At 64.6% G+C, this 16,840-nt stretch carries 16 protein-coding genes; 3 read left to right on the top strand and 13 right to left on the bottom strand.

From position 1 onward, the window contains the following. The first annotated feature begins 228 nt into the window (after positions 1-228). Together istA and istB are read left to right on the top strand one after the other, a co-directional pair. Positions 229-1,713, top strand: a complete 1,485-nt coding sequence (gene istA / locus IVB24_RS19610; protein ID WP_247768157.1) for an IS21 family transposase — start codon at positions 229-231, stop codon at positions 1,711-1,713. Beyond that, positions 1,710-2,522, top strand: a complete 813-nt coding sequence (gene istB, locus IVB24_RS19605; RefSeq protein WP_247300139.1) for an IS21-like element ISBj11 family helper ATPase IstB — start codon at positions 1,710-1,712, stop codon at positions 2,520-2,522. Before istA ends, istB begins: the two co-directional genes overlap by 4 nt. A gap of 13 nt (positions 2,523-2,535) precedes the next feature. On the opposite strand, the gene IVB24_RS19600 is transcribed toward istB, so the two are convergent. The 8 genes from IVB24_RS19600 to IVB24_RS19565 all read right to left on the bottom strand — a co-directional run bounded on the left by IVB24_RS19600 (position 2,536) and on the right by IVB24_RS19565 (position 11,405). Then, a complete protein-coding gene (locus IVB24_RS19600; RefSeq protein WP_247768155.1) occupies positions 2,536-3,864 on the bottom strand; it encodes a TCR/Tet family MFS transporter in 1,329 nt (442 codons plus the stop codon). Then, positions 3,861-5,243: a ribosome biogenesis GTPase Der gene (gene der, locus IVB24_RS19595; protein WP_247768153.1), complete on the bottom strand. Its 1,383-nt coding sequence runs from the start codon at positions 5,241-5,243 to the stop codon at positions 3,861-3,863. Before der ends, IVB24_RS19600 begins: the two co-directional genes overlap by 4 nt. Before the next feature lie 48 nt (positions 5,244-5,291). Further along, on the bottom strand, positions 5,292-5,843 hold the full coding sequence (locus IVB24_RS19590) for a hypothetical protein (RefSeq protein WP_094974552.1): 552 nt from the start codon (positions 5,841-5,843) through the stop codon (positions 5,292-5,294). A gap of 59 nt (positions 5,844-5,902) precedes the next feature. After that, positions 5,903-6,556, bottom strand: a complete 654-nt coding sequence (locus tag IVB24_RS19585) for a tetratricopeptide repeat protein (RefSeq protein ID WP_247768151.1) — start codon at positions 6,554-6,556, stop codon at positions 5,903-5,905. Between the two features lie 167 nt (positions 6,557-6,723). Continuing rightward, a complete protein-coding gene (locus IVB24_RS19580) occupies positions 6,724-8,316 on the bottom strand; it encodes a class I adenylate-forming enzyme family protein (protein WP_247768149.1) in 1,593 nt (530 codons plus the stop codon). 73 nt (positions 8,317-8,389) lie between these two features. Then, the gene (locus IVB24_RS19575; RefSeq protein ID WP_247768147.1) at positions 8,390-8,974 is read right to left on the bottom strand and encodes an NnrU family protein; all 585 of its coding nucleotides are present in this window, start codon (positions 8,972-8,974) and stop codon (positions 8,390-8,392) included. 154 nt (positions 8,975-9,128) lie between these two features. After that, on the bottom strand, positions 9,129-9,704 hold the full coding sequence (locus IVB24_RS19570) for a hypothetical protein (protein WP_247768145.1): 576 nt from the start codon (positions 9,702-9,704) through the stop codon (positions 9,129-9,131). 78 nt (positions 9,705-9,782) lie between these two features. Then, positions 9,783-11,405, bottom strand: a complete 1,623-nt coding sequence (locus IVB24_RS19565; protein ID WP_094974556.1) for a peptide chain release factor 3 — start codon at positions 11,403-11,405, stop codon at positions 9,783-9,785. A gap of 174 nt (positions 11,406-11,579) precedes the next feature. Between IVB24_RS19565 and sugE the strand changes: the two genes are divergently transcribed. Beyond that, positions 11,580-11,894 carry a quaternary ammonium compound efflux SMR transporter SugE gene (sugE, locus tag IVB24_RS19560; RefSeq protein ID WP_166469599.1) on the top strand — a complete coding sequence of 105 codons (315 nt, stop codon included), beginning with the start codon at positions 11,580-11,582 and terminating at the stop codon, positions 11,892-11,894. On the opposite strand, the gene IVB24_RS19555 is transcribed toward sugE, so the two are convergent. The 5 genes from IVB24_RS19555 to IVB24_RS19535 all read right to left on the bottom strand — a co-directional run bounded on the left by IVB24_RS19555 (position 11,887) and on the right by IVB24_RS19535 (position 16,837). Then, positions 11,887-12,894, bottom strand: a complete 1,008-nt coding sequence (locus IVB24_RS19555; RefSeq protein WP_247768143.1) for an inorganic phosphate transporter — start codon at positions 12,892-12,894, stop codon at positions 11,887-11,889. The two genes, sugE and IVB24_RS19555, sit on opposite strands and share 8 nt — an antisense overlap. Positions 12,895-12,906: 12 nt before the next feature. After that, a complete protein-coding gene (locus IVB24_RS19550) occupies positions 12,907-13,551 on the bottom strand; it encodes a DUF47 domain-containing protein (RefSeq protein WP_028136881.1) in 645 nt (214 codons plus the stop codon). 155 nt (positions 13,552-13,706) lie between these two features. Beyond that, on the bottom strand, positions 13,707-14,675 hold the full coding sequence (locus IVB24_RS19545) for a branched-chain amino acid ABC transporter permease (protein ID WP_247768141.1): 969 nt from the start codon (positions 14,673-14,675) through the stop codon (positions 13,707-13,709). Between the two features lies 1 nt (position 14,676). Next, positions 14,677-15,540 carry a branched-chain amino acid ABC transporter permease gene (locus IVB24_RS19540; protein WP_094974560.1) on the bottom strand — a complete coding sequence of 288 codons (864 nt, stop codon included), beginning with the start codon at positions 15,538-15,540 and terminating at the stop codon, positions 14,677-14,679. Positions 15,541-15,613: 73 nt separating this feature from the next. Then, on the bottom strand, positions 15,614-16,837 hold the full coding sequence (locus tag IVB24_RS19535) for an ABC transporter substrate-binding protein (protein WP_094974561.1): 1,224 nt from the start codon (positions 16,835-16,837) through the stop codon (positions 15,614-15,616). Positions 16,838-16,840 lie beyond the last annotated feature (3 nt).

Raw genomic sequence — 16,840 nt, 5'->3', positions numbered from 1 at the left:
ACGCTGCGGCGCGGCAATCAGGATGGAAGTGCAGCGTCAATCAGGATGAGAGAGCTTCGCCGGGCTCGTGACGCAGGGAGGGCGTAGCCCGACCGGAGTTACGAGCCCGGCGACGGCGCGATCCGACCGGACCGCGCCGTCTGGTGATCGCGGCTGGCCGGTGATGGATGGTTCTTCTCGCCAAAGAGGAATCACCCGTTGCCAGGCTGCCATGTCACCGATCACCAGATGAGGCTCTACATGAAGTTCCGTCAAACCAATTCGCCGCCAGAGGCGGCCGCGAAGGCGTCGTTCAGTTCGTCGACCGCTTATCGGCTCGAGAAGGATCTGCGCCTTCCGTCGCAAAAGAAGTCACCGCGGCAAAGGCGCCGGCCGGATCCCTTGGCCAACGTCTTCGGCCTGGAGGTCGTGCCGATGCTGAAGGCGGCTCCCGGCGTGCGGCCCGTGGCCATCTTCGAGGAGATGCTCCGACGCCATCCTGAGCTGGGGGCTGGAATCCGCCGCACGCTCGAGCGCCGGATCCGCGCCTGGCGGGCGATCCACGGCGAGGAGCAGGAGGTCATCTTCCGCCAGACCCACGAAGTGGGCCAGGTCGGCCTGTCCGACTTCACCGATATGGGCGAGCTTGGGGTCGCCATCGCTGGCGTGCCGCTCGATCATCGCCTGTATCACTTCCGGTTGGCCTATTGCGGGTTTGAACACGCCCATGTCGTGCTCGGTGGCGAGAGCTTCGTCGCATTGGCCGAAGGGCTGCAGAATGCCCTATGGTCGCTCGGTGGGGCACCGCGGGAGCATCGGACCGACAGCCTGTCGGCCGCCTTCTGCAATCTCGATCGCAATGCGAGGGACGATCTGACCAGGCGGTACGAGGACCTCTGCGCCCACTACGGCATGCGGCCTTCCCGCAACAATCGCGGCATCGCCCACGAGAACGGGGCGATCGAAAGCTCGCATGGCCATCTCAAGCGGACGATCGCCGATGCGCTGCTGTTGCGCGGCACTGCCGACTTCGATGATCTCGCCGCCTATCGCGGCTTCATCGACGAGATCGTCAGCCGCCGCAATGCCCGCAACGCCAAGCGGATCGACCACGAGCGCGCCACCCTGCAGGCGTTGCCAGATCGCCGCACCTCGGACTACGAGGAGGTGATTGTCCGCGTGACGTCAAGCGGCGGCTTCACCTTGCGCAAGGTGTTTTACACCGTGCCGTCGCGTTTGATCGGGCACCAACTGCGGGTGCGCCTTTACGACGATCGTCTCGACGTGTTCGTCGGCGGCACCCATCTCGTCACCCTGCCGCGTGGGCGGCCGCATCCCAACGGCAAGCACGACCAGGTCGTCGATTATCGGCACGTGATCCATTCCTTGCGGCGCAAGCCAATGGCGCTGCTCAATCTCGTCTACCGTGATCGGCTGTTCCCGCGCGATGCCTATCGCCGAACCTTCGATTGCTTGCGCGAACGGCTGCCGGACAGGAAAGCCTGCCGGATCATGGTCGATCTGCTCGTACTGGCCCATGAGCGCGGCTGCGAGGCCGAACTCGCCGATCAGCTCGCGACCGAGCTTGATGCCGGCCGACTGCCCGACCTCAACCGGCTGCGCGCTTACTTCTCTCCCGATCCGGCCTGCGTGCCGCACGTCGTGGTGCAGCTCGCACCGCTCGCCACCTATGAGTGCCTCATCGGTGCCGGCGAGATCGGAGGTGCCGCATGAGCACGGCCAACACCATTGACACCGCGCGCCTCAATCTATTGCTCAACGAGTTGCGGCTGCCAGCCATCAAGGTGCTGTGGCCGCAATTTGCCGAGCAGTCCGACAAGGAAGGCTGGCCGGCGGCCCGCTTCCTCGCCACCATTGCCGAGCACGAGATCGCCGAACGCGGCCGCCGCCGCGTCGAGCGCCATCTCGTCGAGGCGCGGCTGCCCGCTGGAAAGACCTTCGACAACTTCGACTTCGAGGCTGTGCCGATGATCTCCAAGGCACAGGTGACCGCGCTCGCCGCCGGCGATGGTTGGCTCGGCAAGGGCGCCAATCTGCTGCTGTTCGGCCCGCCCGGCGGCGGCAAGAGTCACTTGGCGGCAGCCATCGGCCTGGCCCTTATCGAGAACGGATGGCGCGTCCTCTTCACCCGCACCACCGATCTCGTCCAGAAGCTCCAGGTGGCGCGGCGCGAGCTCAATCTCGAGGCCGCCATTAACCGCCTCGATCGCTTCGACCTCCTGATCTGCGATGATCTTGCCTACGTCACCAAGGACCAGGCCGAGACCAGCGTGCTGTTCGAGCTCATCAGCGCTCGCTACGAGCGGCGTTCCATGCTGATCACCGCCAATCAGCCCTTTGGAGAGTGGAACAGGGTCTTCCCGGATCCTGCTATGACGCTCGCCGCCATCGATCGCCTCGTTCACCACGCCACCATCGTCGAGATGAACGTCGAAAGCTATCGCAGGCGCACCGCGCTCGAGCGGAAGCGTGGTCCAGGGCGACCATCCTCGCACGCGACACCAAAAACACTCGCTGATTGACGCTCCGCGACAATCAGAGCGAACAAAACTCTTGCGCGCGACAATCATCGCGGCAATCATCACCTCGCCGCGACACCCACTCGCCATCCTGATTGTCGCGCGCTTCCCATCCAGATTGTCGCGCTATAGCCACGCAGATCACCATCAGCACCGCCGCGAGCAGGAACGGCGCGCCGGGCAGATGCAGCGGCGCGCTGGCGCCGATGAAATATGAAAATGTGAGCGTGAACAGGAAGGGGCCGACGAGCTGCGACACGCTCTGCACGCTCGCGGTCGCGCCCTGGAGCTGGCCCTGCTGATCAGGCGCGACCAGCCGCGTCATCAGCGCTTGCGAGGCTGCACCCGAGATGCCCCACAGCGCCAGAATGGGAATCCCGATCCAGGACAGCGGCCCGGTCGGCGCACTGCCGAGGACCAAAAAGCCGAGCGCCCCACAACACAGGCCGAGCAGGAGCGCATTCCGCTCGCCGAGCACCCGCACGATGGCGCCGATTGCGAGCCCCTGCACCACCATGGCGCAGATGCCGACCATAGCCAGCGTCAATCCTACCGTCTTGGAATCCCAGCCGTAGCGATAGGTCGCATAGAGCACGAAGGTCGAGGGCAGCACGACATGCGCAACCTGCGCGATGAAATTGACGACGGACAACGCGGCAAGCATCGCATTGGAGCGCAGCAGGCGGAGCGCACCGACCGGACTGGCGCTCCTCCAGCGGAACGGCTGGCGCTTGTCGGGCGCGAGCGATTCCGGCAGCACGAACAGCCCGTAGAGCGCATTGGCGAAGCTGAGCGCGGCCGACGCCCAGAACGGCAGCCGCGGATCGATATCGCCGAGCAGGCCCCCAAGCGCTGGTCCCAGGATGAAGCCCGCGCCGAAGGCCGCGCCAATCCGGCCGAACACCGCCGCGCGCCGCTCCGGCGGCGTGATATCGGCGATGTAGGCAAACGCCGTCGAAATGCTGGCCGAGGTGATGCCGGAGATCACGCGGCCGACGAACAACCACAGCAGGGATGGCGCCAGCGCCATCAGCACGTAATCGGCGGCGAGGCCGAAATTCGACAGCAGCACCACCGGCCGCCGCCCGAAGCGATCCGACAGCGCCCCTAACAGCGGCGAGAACACGAATTGCATCAGCGCCCAGGCGGTGCCGAACAGGCCGAAGATGCGCGCCGCGTGCGCGGTGTCGTTGTCGACGAAGCTCTCGATCAGCTTCGGCAGGATCGGCATGATCACGCCGAGCGCGAGCATGTCCAGGAGGATGGTGACGAAGATGAAGGCGACGGCACCGCGCCGGACCGGCGCAGCGCCCTGCGCCGTCGCCTCGCCGGCGCCGTCACTCATGACGGCCGCTTGCGCTTGTGGGCGAAGGGGTTGGCCTTCTCACGCAAGGTGATGCGCACCGGCGTGCCCGGCAGCTCGAAAGTCTCGCGCATGGAATTGATGAGGTAGCGCAGATAGGACTGCGGCACCGCGTCGGCGCGCGAGCAGAACAACACGAAGCTCGGCGGGCGCGCCTTGGTCTGGGTGATGTAATTGAGCTTGAGCCTTCGGCCGGACACGGCCGGCGGCGGATTGGCCTGAACTGCCTGCTCGAACCAGCGGTTCAATGCCGAAGTCGACACGCGCCGGTTCCAAAGCGCGTAGGCGTCCTGGATCGCCTGCATCAGCCGATCGATGCCCTCGCCCATCAGGCCCGAGACCGCGACAATCGGCACGCCCTTGATCTGCGGCAGCAAATGGTCGGCATCGCGGCGCAGGCCCGAGATCGCGCCGCCCCCCTTGCTCTCCATCAAATCCCATTTGTTGACGGCGAGCACCACCGCGCGGCCCTCGCGCTCGATCAGATCGGCGATGCGCAAATCCTGCTCCTCGAAGCGGTTCTGCGAATCCATCATCATCACGACCACTTCGGCAAAACGGACGGCGCGCAGGGCGTCGGCGACCGAAAGCTTTTCCAGCTTCTCCTCGATGCGGGAGCGCCGGCGGAGACCTGCGGTATCGAACACGCGAAACTCGCGGCCCTTCCAGTTGATCTCGACCGCGATGGAATCGCGCGTGGTGCCGGCCTCCGGGCTCGTCAGCAGGCGTTCTTCGCCGAGCAGATGGTTGATCAGCGTCGACTTGCCAGCGTTGGGCCGGCCGACGATAGCGACCCGGATCGGGCGCGTCGCGGCCTCTTCCTCGGTGAGGGGCGCGTCGTCCTCGGTCTCATCGTCGTCGACGGGCTCCGGCATCAGCTTGGCGAGCGCGTCGTAAAGCTCGCCCATGCCCTCGCCGTGCTCGGCCGAGATCTGAATGGGATCGCCAAGGCCGAGCGCGAAGGCTTCCATCGCGCCGGCATCGCCGTGCTTGCCCTCGCTCTTGTTGGCGACCAGCAGCACCGGCTTGTTGGCCTTGCGGGCGAAATCGGCGAAGGCGCGGTCGGTGGGCGTGAGACCGATGCGGGCATCGACGACGAAGAACAGCGCATCGGCTTGCGCGATCGCGGTCTCGGTCTGCTCCTGCATCCGCGCGGTCAGCGAGCCCTTGGCGCCCTCGTCGAGGCCGGCGGTATCGATGATGGTGAATTCGAGATCGCCGAGCCTGGCCTCACCCTCGCGGCGGTCGCGCGTGACGCCCGGCAGGTCGTCGACGAGCGCGAGCTTCTGTCCGACCAGACGGTTGAACAGCGTCGATTTGCCGACATTGGGGCGGCCGATGATGGCAATTGTGAAGGGCATCAGTCATTCGTGCGCTGCCGGAGCCGCGTCTGTCAATGCAATGAAAAATTAGCGCGAGAAGCTGCCGCTCGGCAGCGGCGCTGGGAAGCTGCCCTGCGTCTGCTGCTGCGTGGTCTGGGTCGGTTGCGCCTGCTGGACCGGCTGGTCCGGCGGCGGCGCAGTGGTGCGCTTGCGGACGATCTTGTGCTTGGGCGGCGGAGCGGCCGTGGCCGGCGCCGCCTCCGGCTGGGCCTCGCCGTCGACTTCGCCAGCGGGCGCCTCCGCGGGCGCGACGGCTGCGGCGGCGGGCTGCCTGGTGTGCTTCGCCTTGGCTCCCTTCGCCGGCTTGGCCGGCTCGGGCGGCGGCTCCGCGGGCAAAGCCGCGACGGCAGGCGCGTTCGGATCCGGCTGCTGCTGCGCGCCTTTGTACAATTCTCTCGGCACGCCCTGCTCCAGACCCGGCACGCCATCCGGGAAGACCGGCTTGCGGTCGCCCGGCAGCTTCTTCTTGGTGTCGAGGAAGTCGAGCATGTCACTTGGATCGAAGCTGGAGCAGCCGCCCAGGACGCCCGTGAAGGCGATCAGGACGGCGGCTGCGATCAAGCGTGGCGTGCGGCGCATCTTGTGTCTCGTTTACGTCTTAAGGACCGTCGTCGGCTGTTCTTGCTCAGCTCTTTTGCTCAGCTCTTGGCGACGGGCGGAAGCAGGGCCTGGAGCGCCTCGGCGCGGGAGCGCAGGCCGGGCGGCGTTTCGCCGTCTTCACCGATCGCGTCGAGCCATTTGCGGGCCGCGGTCATGTCGTTGTTGCGCCAGGCCGACAGCGCCAGCATCTCGCGGGCGCTATGACGGAAGGTCGATTTGGGCGCCGCGGAAGACTCCAGCCGCTGCTGCATGTCGGCATAGGACGCACTGTCGAGCAGCAGACCGGCGGCGCGGACCCTGGCCAGATCCTGCCACTCACCACCGACGCTGCGGTCTGCAGCGATGTCGTCATACATCTTGGCAGCAGCCTTGGCGTCGCGGGGCGCCGCCTCGGCCGCGGCACGCAGGCGCGCCAGGGTGCGATAGCCCGACGGCGCCTTGCCGGCGAGCTCGGTGAAGGCCGCCTCGGCCTCGGCGTGCTTGTCCTGCTCGGACAGCTCGGCAGCCTTCTCGAAGGCGGCGCCGGCTGCGGCGGCCTTCTGGGCCTGAAAGTACTTGTAGCCCTGCCAGCCAGCGGCGGCAGCCACGACCAACACCATCAGGGCGATGAAGACAATCGAATACTTGTCCCACAGCTTCTTGAACTGTTCGCGACGTACTTCCTCGTCGACTTCGTTAAATAATTCAGACACTTATGCTAATCCCATACCCGTCCGGGTGCGCGCGCCAAGGCGTTCGCGTCAGGAATCCCGTCCCCCACGTGGCGGCGAGGTACCCTAACGATATGGCGCTGGCAAGGCAAAGCGAGCCCGATCAAGGCGTTAACCACCCGGGACAGCCCAGGGTTCGTCTGCCCGGCTCAAGTGCCCAGAAGCTCCCGGAGCTGCCGCTTCAGCACCTTGCCGTTGGCGTTGCGCGGCAGCGGCTCCGGTGTGATCGCCATGGTCTCGGGAACCTTGTAGTCGGACAGGCGCTCGGCGCACCAAGCCCGCAAGGCCTCGCCGGCGACCGGCTCCCGCGTCACCACCACGGCGTGGACGCGCTCGCCCAGCACCGGGCAGGCCTTGGCGATGATCGCGCTCTCGATCACGGCGGGATGGCCGGCCAGCACGGATTCCACCTCGGCCGAATAGATCTTCAGACCACCGCGATTGATCATGTCCTTCTGCCGGTCGAACACGCGCACGAAGCCTTCCGCATCGACCGAGCCGAGATCGCCCGAATGCCAGAACCCGCTGGTGAAGCTCTCGGCGGTGGCCTTCGGGTTGTTCCAGTAGCCCTTGATGACGGAGGCACTCTGAATCCAGAGCTCGCCGATCTCGCCATCGGGCAGCTCGCGCCCGTCCGGATCCATCGCGACGATGCGCGCGCCGGGACACGGCAGGCCGACGCTGTCGATATGGCTTTCGGTCAGTTCGCCCGGCATGATCGTCGAGGGCGATGTCGTCTCGGTCGCGCCGTAGCAATTCATCAGCATCAGGCCGGGAATGGTCGCCTTGAGCTTCTCGATGGTGGCGACCGGCATCGGCGCGCCGCCGAAGCCGCCGATGCGCCAGCTCGACAGGTCGTAGCTGTCGAAATCCGGCTGCAGCAGACAGAGATTGTACATCGCCGGCACCATCACCGTGTAGGTGACGCGCTCGCGCGCGGCGAGCTTGAGATAATCGGCGGCCTTGAACTCCGGCATGATGATCAGCGCGCCACCGCAGCGGATCATGGTGGTGATGTTGGCGACGACACCGGTGACATGGCCGAGCGGCACCGCCGCAATCGATCGATCCGCGTCCGTCAATTGCAGGCAGGACACGAACACCATCGAGGAATGGACGATGTTGCAATGGGCGAGCATCGCGCCCTTCGGCTTGCCTGTGGTGCCCGAGGTGTAGAGGATCATCGCGATGTCCTCTTCATCCACGTCGCATGCCTCTTCCAGAGGCGGCAAATCCGCAAGAATGGCAAGGTCCGAAAGCGTAATATCGTCGTCCACAGCGATCCGATGTTTCAGATCTGGCACCTCGCCGGCATCGGGCAGCCGATAGGCAAGCGCCGCTTCGAAAAGCAAGAGCTTCGCGCCACAATCGGCCAGTACATAGGCGATTTCCGGTTTCTGTTGTCTCGTCGATAGCAGCACAGTCACTAGCCCAAGCTGAGCCGCAGCGAGCATTGACAACACGAATTCAATGCGATTGCCGAGCAAGAGCGCGATACGGTCGCCACGCCGCAGGCCCTTCTCGCGGAAACCCGCAGAAATTTGCGCCGCCTGGGGCACAACATCACGCCAGCGAAGACGCCGCTCACCGCAGATGAGTGCATCACCGTCAGGATTTCGCGCCGCAGCGCTCGTGACCATCTCCCATATGTTTTTAGGGCGCTCCGCGAACGCCGGCACCACCCGATCGCCAAAACGCGCCTCGAACCGCATCGGCGGGATCTGAGATTGCGACCAATCCATCGAAGGGCCCTCGGCTCGTTGCTCTTATCGGCTTCCACGCATGGACATCATGGTTTCGTCTTGTGCCGACCGGCTAGACCCCGATCACGGGAACGCCGATCACGACCGGGTGGAACGCAAAGGCCAGCGCAAGATAGGCGACGACACCGACGGCGACCGCGATCAGATCGTTGCTGACGCCGCCCACCGGGATCGGCGGGCCGCCGCCGTCGGTGCGATGTTTCAGCGAAATGCGGTCATAGACCGCCCAGCCCAGGAACGAGCCGAACAGGATGATGGAGCCAAGGTCGCCGTTGGCCAAAAGATGCGCCGCCGCCCACAGCTTGACGCCGGCCAGCATCGGGTGCTTCAGCGTCGCGTAGATGCGGCCGCGCAAATAAGAGGCGACCACCAGGATCACCGCGGGCAGCATCAGGGCGAGCGTGATGTGCTTCATCGCCTTCGGCGGATACCAGACGTCGATCCATCCCGTCGCACGGTAATGCGCAAAGCCCCAGATGATCAGCGCGAGACCCGCGAGCGAGACCACGGCATAGAGGATCTTGTAGGTCCCCTCACCCAGCCTTGCGATCGCGTGCGCGCGCGCCTCACGTTTGGTGGTGAACACATGGGCCGCAAAAAACAGCGCAAGCCCCAGGATCATGACCAGCAGACCCACGACATCCTCCCCTCAAGCAGCCCCCGCCAATGGCGTATCATCGATTGGCCCGCGGTCGCAACTCTCACCATGCAGGCCGGCTGTTGCGACACCTGAGCCTTTCATCCTTCGAGACGCGCGTGAAGAACGCGCTCCTCAGGATGAGGGGATAGAGCTATTTTACCAACTCGCGATTGTCGACATAGCGGATCGCGATCGGCCGCCCGGCCAGGGCGCCGGCGAGTCCACCGGTGAATTTCAGCGGCAGGCAGGCGTTCAGCGATGCGTTGATCGCATTCAGATAGGTCGTGCGGGTTTCGGCCGGAACGCCTGACGTCGCGAATGTGAGGCGCGGCGGCCCGATCAGGCCACCGGCCCTGTTGAAGCTGAAACGCACCGACATCTGCATGCCCGCGCGCATATTGTCCGATGGCGGCGACCAGCAGCTGCGCAGCTCGGCGAAGAGGTCGCCGATCGTGTCGAGATCGTGATCGGGCTTTTGATACTTTGCGCGATCGGCCTCGGACGGCACGCTTTGGATCGTCAGCTGAAGGTTCTGGCCGTAGGGATAATCGATCTCCGGGATGCAGGGACCGGGTTCGAGCGGGCTGCAATAGGACGGCGTGCAGGGCCGGCCGTCGAGCACACTGCACGGCTCGTGCGCGAACGGGATCGGATTGATCTGGCGAGGACGCGCCTCGGCGGCAGCCGAGACCACGAACAGCAGAAGGATGAAGATGCCGCGCCACATGGCGTGAAATTGGCATCGCGAATGAACCGGTCAAGCCCAGACGCGTTCACATGCTCGCGCGCAATTGGCTGGGGCCCTCTACCCCTTCTTCTTGACGTCCTTGACGTTGGTGAACTCGATGCCCTCGGCGCGCTCCTTGGTGTAGCCGAGATAGAACTCGTTCCGCGCGAGATAGACGGGATCGCCGTCGACGTCGTCGGCGATGCTGGAGGTGTTGGCGGCGATGAAGGTGTCGAGCTTCTTGCGGTCCTCCGAGGAAACCCAGCGCGCCAGCTGGAATTCGCTGACCTCGAACTCGACCGGCAGAGAATACTCCGCCTCCAGCCGCGCCTTCAGCACGTCGAGCTGCAGCGCGCCGACGACGCCGACCAGCGCAGGCGCACCGTCGCGCGGGCGGAACACCTGCACCACGCCCTCTTCCGACATCTGCTGCAGCGCTTCCTTCAGCTTCTTCGCCTTCATCGCGTCGGTGAGACGCACGCGGCGGACGATTTCCGGTGCGAAGCTCGGCACGCCGACGAAGTTGAAATCCTCGCCCTCGGTCAGCGTGTCGCCGATGCGCAGCGTGCCGTGATTGGGAATGCCGACCACGTCGCCGGCGAAAGCTTCGTCCGCGACCGAACGGTCCTGTGCGAAGAAGAATTGCGGGCTCGACAGCGGCATGCTCTTGCCGGTGCGCACCAGCTTGGCCTTCATGCCGCGGCTGAGCTTGCCGGAGCACAGGCGCGCGAAAGCGATGCGGTCGCGGTGGTTCGGATCCATGTTGGCCTGGATCTTGAACACGAAGGCGCTCATGCGCGGATCGGTGGCCTCGACCCTGCGCTGGTCGCTGTCCTGCGCGCGCGGCTCCGGCGCGAACTTGCCGAGGCCTTCCAGGAGGTCGCCGACGCCGAAATTGCGCAACGCGCTGCCGAAATAGACCGGCGTCAGATGGCCCTCGCGGAACGCATCGAGCTCGAACGGTTTTGACGCTTCGGTGACGAGCTCGAGCTCGTCCTTGACCGCGGAGACGTCGAGATTGGCGTTGAGCTTGGCGAGTTCGGCGATCTCGATCTGCTGCGCTGCGCCGGTCTTGGCGCCGCCGCCTTCGAGCAGGCGCACGCCGCCATTGACGACGTCGTAGGTGCCGAGGAAGTCGCGGCCGCGACCGACCGGCCATGTCATCGGCGTGGTGTCGAGCGCCAGCGTCTTCTCGATCTCGTCGAGCAGCTCGAACACGTCGCGGCTCTCGCGGTCCATCTTGTTGATGAAGGTGATGATCGGAATATCCCGAAGACGACACACCTCGAACAGCTTTCGGGTGCGCGCCTCGATGCCCTTGGCGGCGTCGATCACCATGACGGCGGAATCGACCGCCGTGAGCGTGCGATAGGTGTCCTCCGAGAAGTCCTCGTGGCCCGGCGTGTCCAGGAGGTTGAACACGAGGCCTTCGAACTCGAAGGTCATCACCGAGGTCACGACCGAGATGCCGCGCTCGCGCTCGATCTTCATCCAGTCCGAACGCGTGTTGCGCCGCTCGCCCTTGGCCTTGACCTGACCGGCGAGGTTGATGGCGCCGCCGAACAGCAGCAGCTTTTCGGTCAGCGTGGTCTTGCCGGCGTCGGGATGGGAGATGATCGCAAACGTGCGCCGCCGCGCCACTTCCGCGGCAAGCGGGGAACGGGCCGGCGATTCGGCTGTGGTGGTGGCGATGTCGGACATGGCGGCAGCGTGTGGCAGGGAAAGCGGGCCTGATCAAGCCTCATTTGGTGATTGCGGAGCCTTCCAGCCAGCCCCATATCGGCCTTGGCCATACTGGCCTTGGGGGGAGGACGGCCTCCCCGCCCATCAGCATGTCAGCCGCGGGGACGACCCTGCCTTGAATGGAGGGTCGTCATGGCCTGGAGCATCCTGTTCGTCGCGGGCCTTCTCGAGATCATCTGGGCGATCGGGCTGAAATACACCGAGGGCTTTACCAGGCTCGTTCCGTCGGTCGTCACGCTCGCAGCCATGGCCGGCAGCGTCATCCTGCTCGGATTTGCGCTCAAATCCCTGCCCGTTGGAACCGCCTATGCGGTGTGGACCGGCATCGGCGCAGTCGGCACCGCGACGCTTGGCATCGTCCTGTTCGGCGAGCCGGCCACCGCCCTCCGTCTCGCCAGCATCGGGCTGATCGTCGCTGGGATCGTCGGGCTGAAGCTGGTTACTTGACGAAGAGCTTGACCGCCCACCAGGTCAGCGCCGCGACGATGGCCGAGGCCGGCATCGTGATGACCCAGGCATAGACGATGGAGCTGGCGACGTTCCAGCGCACCGCCGAGAGGCGCCGGGCAGCGCCAACGCCGACGATGGCGCCGGTGATGGTGTGGGTGGTCGAGACGGGAACCCCGAGATAGGTCGCCATGAACAGGGTCGCCGCGCCGCCGGTCTCGGCGCAAAAGCCCTGCATTGGGGTCAATTTGGTGATGCGCAGGCCCATGGTGCGGACGATGCGCCAGCCGCCCATCAGCGTACCCATCGCCATTGCGGCCTGGCACGACAGCACCACCCAGAAGGGAACGAAGAATTCGCCACCCAGATGGCCCTGCGAATAAAGCAGCACGGCGATGATACCCATGGTCTTCTGCGCGTCGTTGCCGCCGTGACCGAGCGAATAGAGCGAGGCAGAGGCGAATTGCAGGATGCGGAAGGCGCGATCGACCGCGAAGGGCGTGGAGCGCACCGAAGCCCAGGAGACGATCGCAACCAGCACCATCGCGAGCAGGAAGCCGACGAGCGGAGACAGCACGATTGCGATCACCGTCTTGGACAATCCGCTCCAGACCGCCGCCGAAAGACCGGCTTTGGCCACGCCGGCACCAAACAAGCCGCCGATCAAGGCGTGAGATGAGGAGGACGGGATGCCGAGCGCCCAGGTTACGAGGTTCCAGACGATGGCGCCGACCAGGGCTGCGAAGATCACCTGGGCATCGACGATCGCGGGATCGATGATGCCGGTGCCGATGGTCTCGGCGACGTGCAGCCCGAACACCATGAACGCGACGAAATTGAAGAACGCGGCCCAGAATACCGCGAATTGCGGCCGCAGCACGCGGGTCGAGACGATGGTCGCGATCGAATTGGCGGCGTCATGCAGGCCGTTCAGGAAATCGAACAGCAGCGCGACGGCGATCAAGCCGACCAGGACAGGAAGACCCAACGCGGCATCCACAGCGGCCCTGCCCTATACTTGCTCGATGACGATGCTGTTGATCTCGTTCGCAACGTCATCGAAGCGATCCGCCACCTTTTCGAGGTGGTCGTAGATCTCGACGCCGACGATGAAGTCCATCGCATTGCCGTCGCGATGCTTGAGAAACAGCTCCTTCAGGCCGATGTCGTGGAGATCGTCGACGCGGCCCTCGAGCTTGCCGAGCTCCTCCGTGATCGCGGTCAGCATGGCGACGTTCGGGCCGATCGATTGCATCAGCGGCAGCGCGCGGCCGACCAGATTGGCGCATTCGATCAGAAGCCCGCCGATCTCGCGCATCGGCGGCTCGAAGGTGCGGACCTCGAACAGCATCACCGCCTTGGCCGTCTGCTGCATCTGGTCGATGGCGTCGTCCAACGACGTGATCAGGTTCTTGATGTCGCCGCGGTCGAACGGGGTGATGAAGGTGCGGCGCACCGCCGTCAGCACCTCTCGAGTGATGTTATCGGCGTCGTTCTCGAACTGGTTGACGCGCTGGCAATAGACCGGCGTCTCCTCGCCCCCGTTCAGCATGCCCTGGAGCGCGATGGAACCCTGGATCACCGTTTGGGCATGCCGGTCGAACAGGTCGAAGAACCGTTCTTCCTTGGGCAGGAAAGCACGAAACCATCGCATCATGGGGGTAGGTTACCGGTTGGAAATGGCCCGGCCCGAGGGACCGTCATGAAACTGTCATAGACCATTTTCGATCCGCGCGCGTGTCATCTCACGCCCGCGGAGCCGGGTCATCCACCGCTTTCAAGCGGCCGGTAAACTGATTTTGAATCAGATAGTTAGAGCGATCGCCGGAAGTAATGCGCGATTTCGCCGATGACGCCGCGGCGGAAGGTGAGCACGCAGACCACGAAGATCGAGCCCTGGATCACCGTCACCCACTGGCCGAAGCCGGCGAGATATTGCTGCATGGCGATGATCGCGAAGGCACCGACCACGGGGCCGAAGATGGTCCCGAGGCCGCCGACCAGCGTCATCAGCACGACCTCGCCCGACATCGACCAGTGGACGTCGGTGAGCGAGGCGTTCTGCGCCACGAACACCTTCAGCGCACCGGCAAATCCGGCCAGCGTTCCCGACAGCACGAAGGCCAGGAACTTGTACTGGTCGGTGCGGTAGCCGAGCGAAATCGCGCGCGGCTCGTTCTCGCGGATCGCCTTCAGCACCTCACCGAACGGCGAATTGATGATGCGGAAGATCAGCAGGAAGCCGGCGAGAAACCCGACCAGCACGACGTAGTAGAGCACCGTCGGCTTGGACAGATCGAAGACGCCGAACATGTGTCCCTGCGGGATGCCCTGGATGCCGTCCTCACCGTGGGTGAACGGAGCCTGCAGGTAGATGAAGTACAGCAGCTGCGACAGCGCCAGCGTGATCATCGAGAAATAGATGCCCTGACGGCGGATCGAGATGTAGCCGGTGATCAGCGAGAGCAAGAAAGCCGCGGCGATGCCGACGAGGATGCCGAGTTCGGGCGGCAACGCCCACACTTTCAGCGCATGCGCGCAGCAATAGCCCGCGGTCCCCAGAAACATGGCGTGTCCGAATGACAACAGGCCGCCATAGCCGATCAGCAGATTGAAGGCGCAAGCGAGCAGCGCAAAGCACAGCGCCTGCATCACGAAGAACGGGTAGACGCCCGTGAATGGCACCGACGCCAGCAGCAGCGCCATCAGTACGAAAGCGATCATCTCGTCGCGCATCGCGCGAGGGGTCACCGGCAGCCTGTCGTCCGTCAGGGTTGTCATATCAAGCTGCCCTTCCCGTCAATCCCGTTGGCTTCACCAAGAGCACCAGCACCATCAGCACGAACACGACGGTGTTGGAGGCCTCGGGGTAGAAGTACTTGGTCAGTCCCTCGATCACCCCCAGCGCGAAGCCGGTGATGATGGAGCCCATGATCGATCCCATGCCGCCGATCACGACCACCGCGAATACCACGATGATGAGGTCGGCGCCCATCAGGGGGCGCACCTGGTTGATCGGCGCCGAGAGCACGCCCGCGAGCGCGGCAAGGCCGACGCCGAGGCCGTAAGTGAGCGTGATCATGCGCGGCACGTTGACGCCGAAAGCGCGCACCAGCGTCGGATTTTCGGTAGCGGCGCGCAAGTAGGCGCCGAGCCGCGTCTTCTCGATCAGGAACCAGGTCGCGATGCACACCACCAGCGAGAAGACGACCACCCAGCCGCGGTAGATCGGCAGGAACATGAAGCCGAGATTCATGCCGCCCTTGAGCTGATCCGGAATGGCGTAAGGCAGGCCGGAGGAGCCGAAATAGTTCTGGAACACGCCCTGCACGATCAGCGCGATGCCGAAGGTCAGGAGCAGGCCGTAGAGATGGTCGAGCCCGGTCAGCCATTGCAGCATGGTCCGCTCCAGGATCATGCCGAAGATGCCGACGATCACCGGCGCGATCAGCAGCGCCCACCAGTAGTTGATGCCGCCGAGGCTCAACAGGAAATAGGCAACGAAGGCGCCCATCATGTAGAGCGCGCCATGGGCGAAATTGATGATGTTGAGCATGCCGAAAATCACGGCAAGCCCGAGACTGAGCAGCGCGTAGAACGAGCCGTTGATCAGTCCCACAAGTAGCTGAGCGTATAGAGCCTGCATCGATCCCGCACCCGGTCCCTTCGGCGTTCCCTGAAAGTCGCCCGCGGGCCTTAAGGCCCCGCGGGTTGTTATCTTACTTCTTCAAGAGCGCGCACTTGCTCTCGGACAGCGGCGTGAAAGCCTGGTCGCCCGGCACCGTGCCGACCAGCTTGTAGAAGTCCCACGGCCCCTTGGATTCGGAGGGCTTCTTCACCTCGAACAGATAGGCGTTGTGGATGGTGCGGCCGTTGGGCTGGATCTCGCCCTTGCCGAACAGCTCGTCCTCCGTCGGCATCGACTTCATCTTCTCGACGACCTTGACGCCGTCATGGGGATTGCCGCCGAGCGCATCGAGCGCCTTGAGATAGTGACGCACGCCCGCATAGACGCCGGCCTGCACCATGGTCGGCATCGCGCCGTTCTTCATCTTCTCGCCGAAACGCTTCGAGAACGCCCGGGTCTGGTCGTTCATGTCCCAGTAGAACGTCTCGGTGAAGTTGAGGCCTTGCGCCGTCTCCAGACCGATCGCCTTGACGTCGGTCAGGAAGAGCAGCAGCGCCGCGAGCTTCTGGCCGCCCTTGCCGATGCCGAATTCGGCTGCCTGCTTGATCGTGTTGGTGGTGTCGCCGCCGGCATTGGCAAGACCGATGATCTTTGCCTTGGACGACTGCGCCTGGAGCAGGAACGAAGAGAAGTCCGGCGTGTTCAGCGGATGCTTGACGCCGCCGACCACCTTGCCGCCGTTGGCGGTGACGACCGCGCTGGTATCGCGCTCGAGCGCGGCACCGAAGGCGTAGTCCGCAGTCAGGAAGAACCAACTGTCGCCGCCCGCCTTCACCAGCGCCTGGCCGGTGGTGTGGGCCAGCATGTAGGTGTCGTAGGTCCAGTGCACGGTGTTGGGCGAGCACTGCGCGTTGGTGAGGTCGGAGGTCGCCGCGCCCGAATTGATGTAGACGCCGTTCTTTTCCTTGACGACGTTGTTGACGGCAAGTGCCACGCCGGAATTCGGCACGTCGACGATGATGTCGACCTTGTCGACGTCGAACCACTGCCGCGCGATCGCGGTGCCGATGTCGGGCTTGTTCTGGTGATCGCCGGAGATGATGTCGATCTTCCAGCCCTTCGCAGCCAGACCGGAATCCTCAACGGCCATCTGTGCGGCAAGCGTCGAGCCGGGACCGCCGAGGTCGGCGTAGAGGCCGGACTGATCGGACAGCGCGCCGATCTTGACGGTCTTGTCCTGCGCGGACGCGACGTTTGTCACGGCGAAGGTGAGCGCGGTGGTCAGCAGCAATGATGCAATCGAGGTCGTCTTCATGCA

This window comes from Bradyrhizobium sp. 192 (genome assembly GCF_023100965.1).
Taxonomy (GTDB): Bacteria; Pseudomonadota; Alphaproteobacteria; order Rhizobiales; family Xanthobacteraceae; genus Bradyrhizobium; species Bradyrhizobium symbiodeficiens.
Note: the sequence above shows the minus strand (reverse complement) of the source record. Positions and strands in the feature narration are given on the sequence as shown.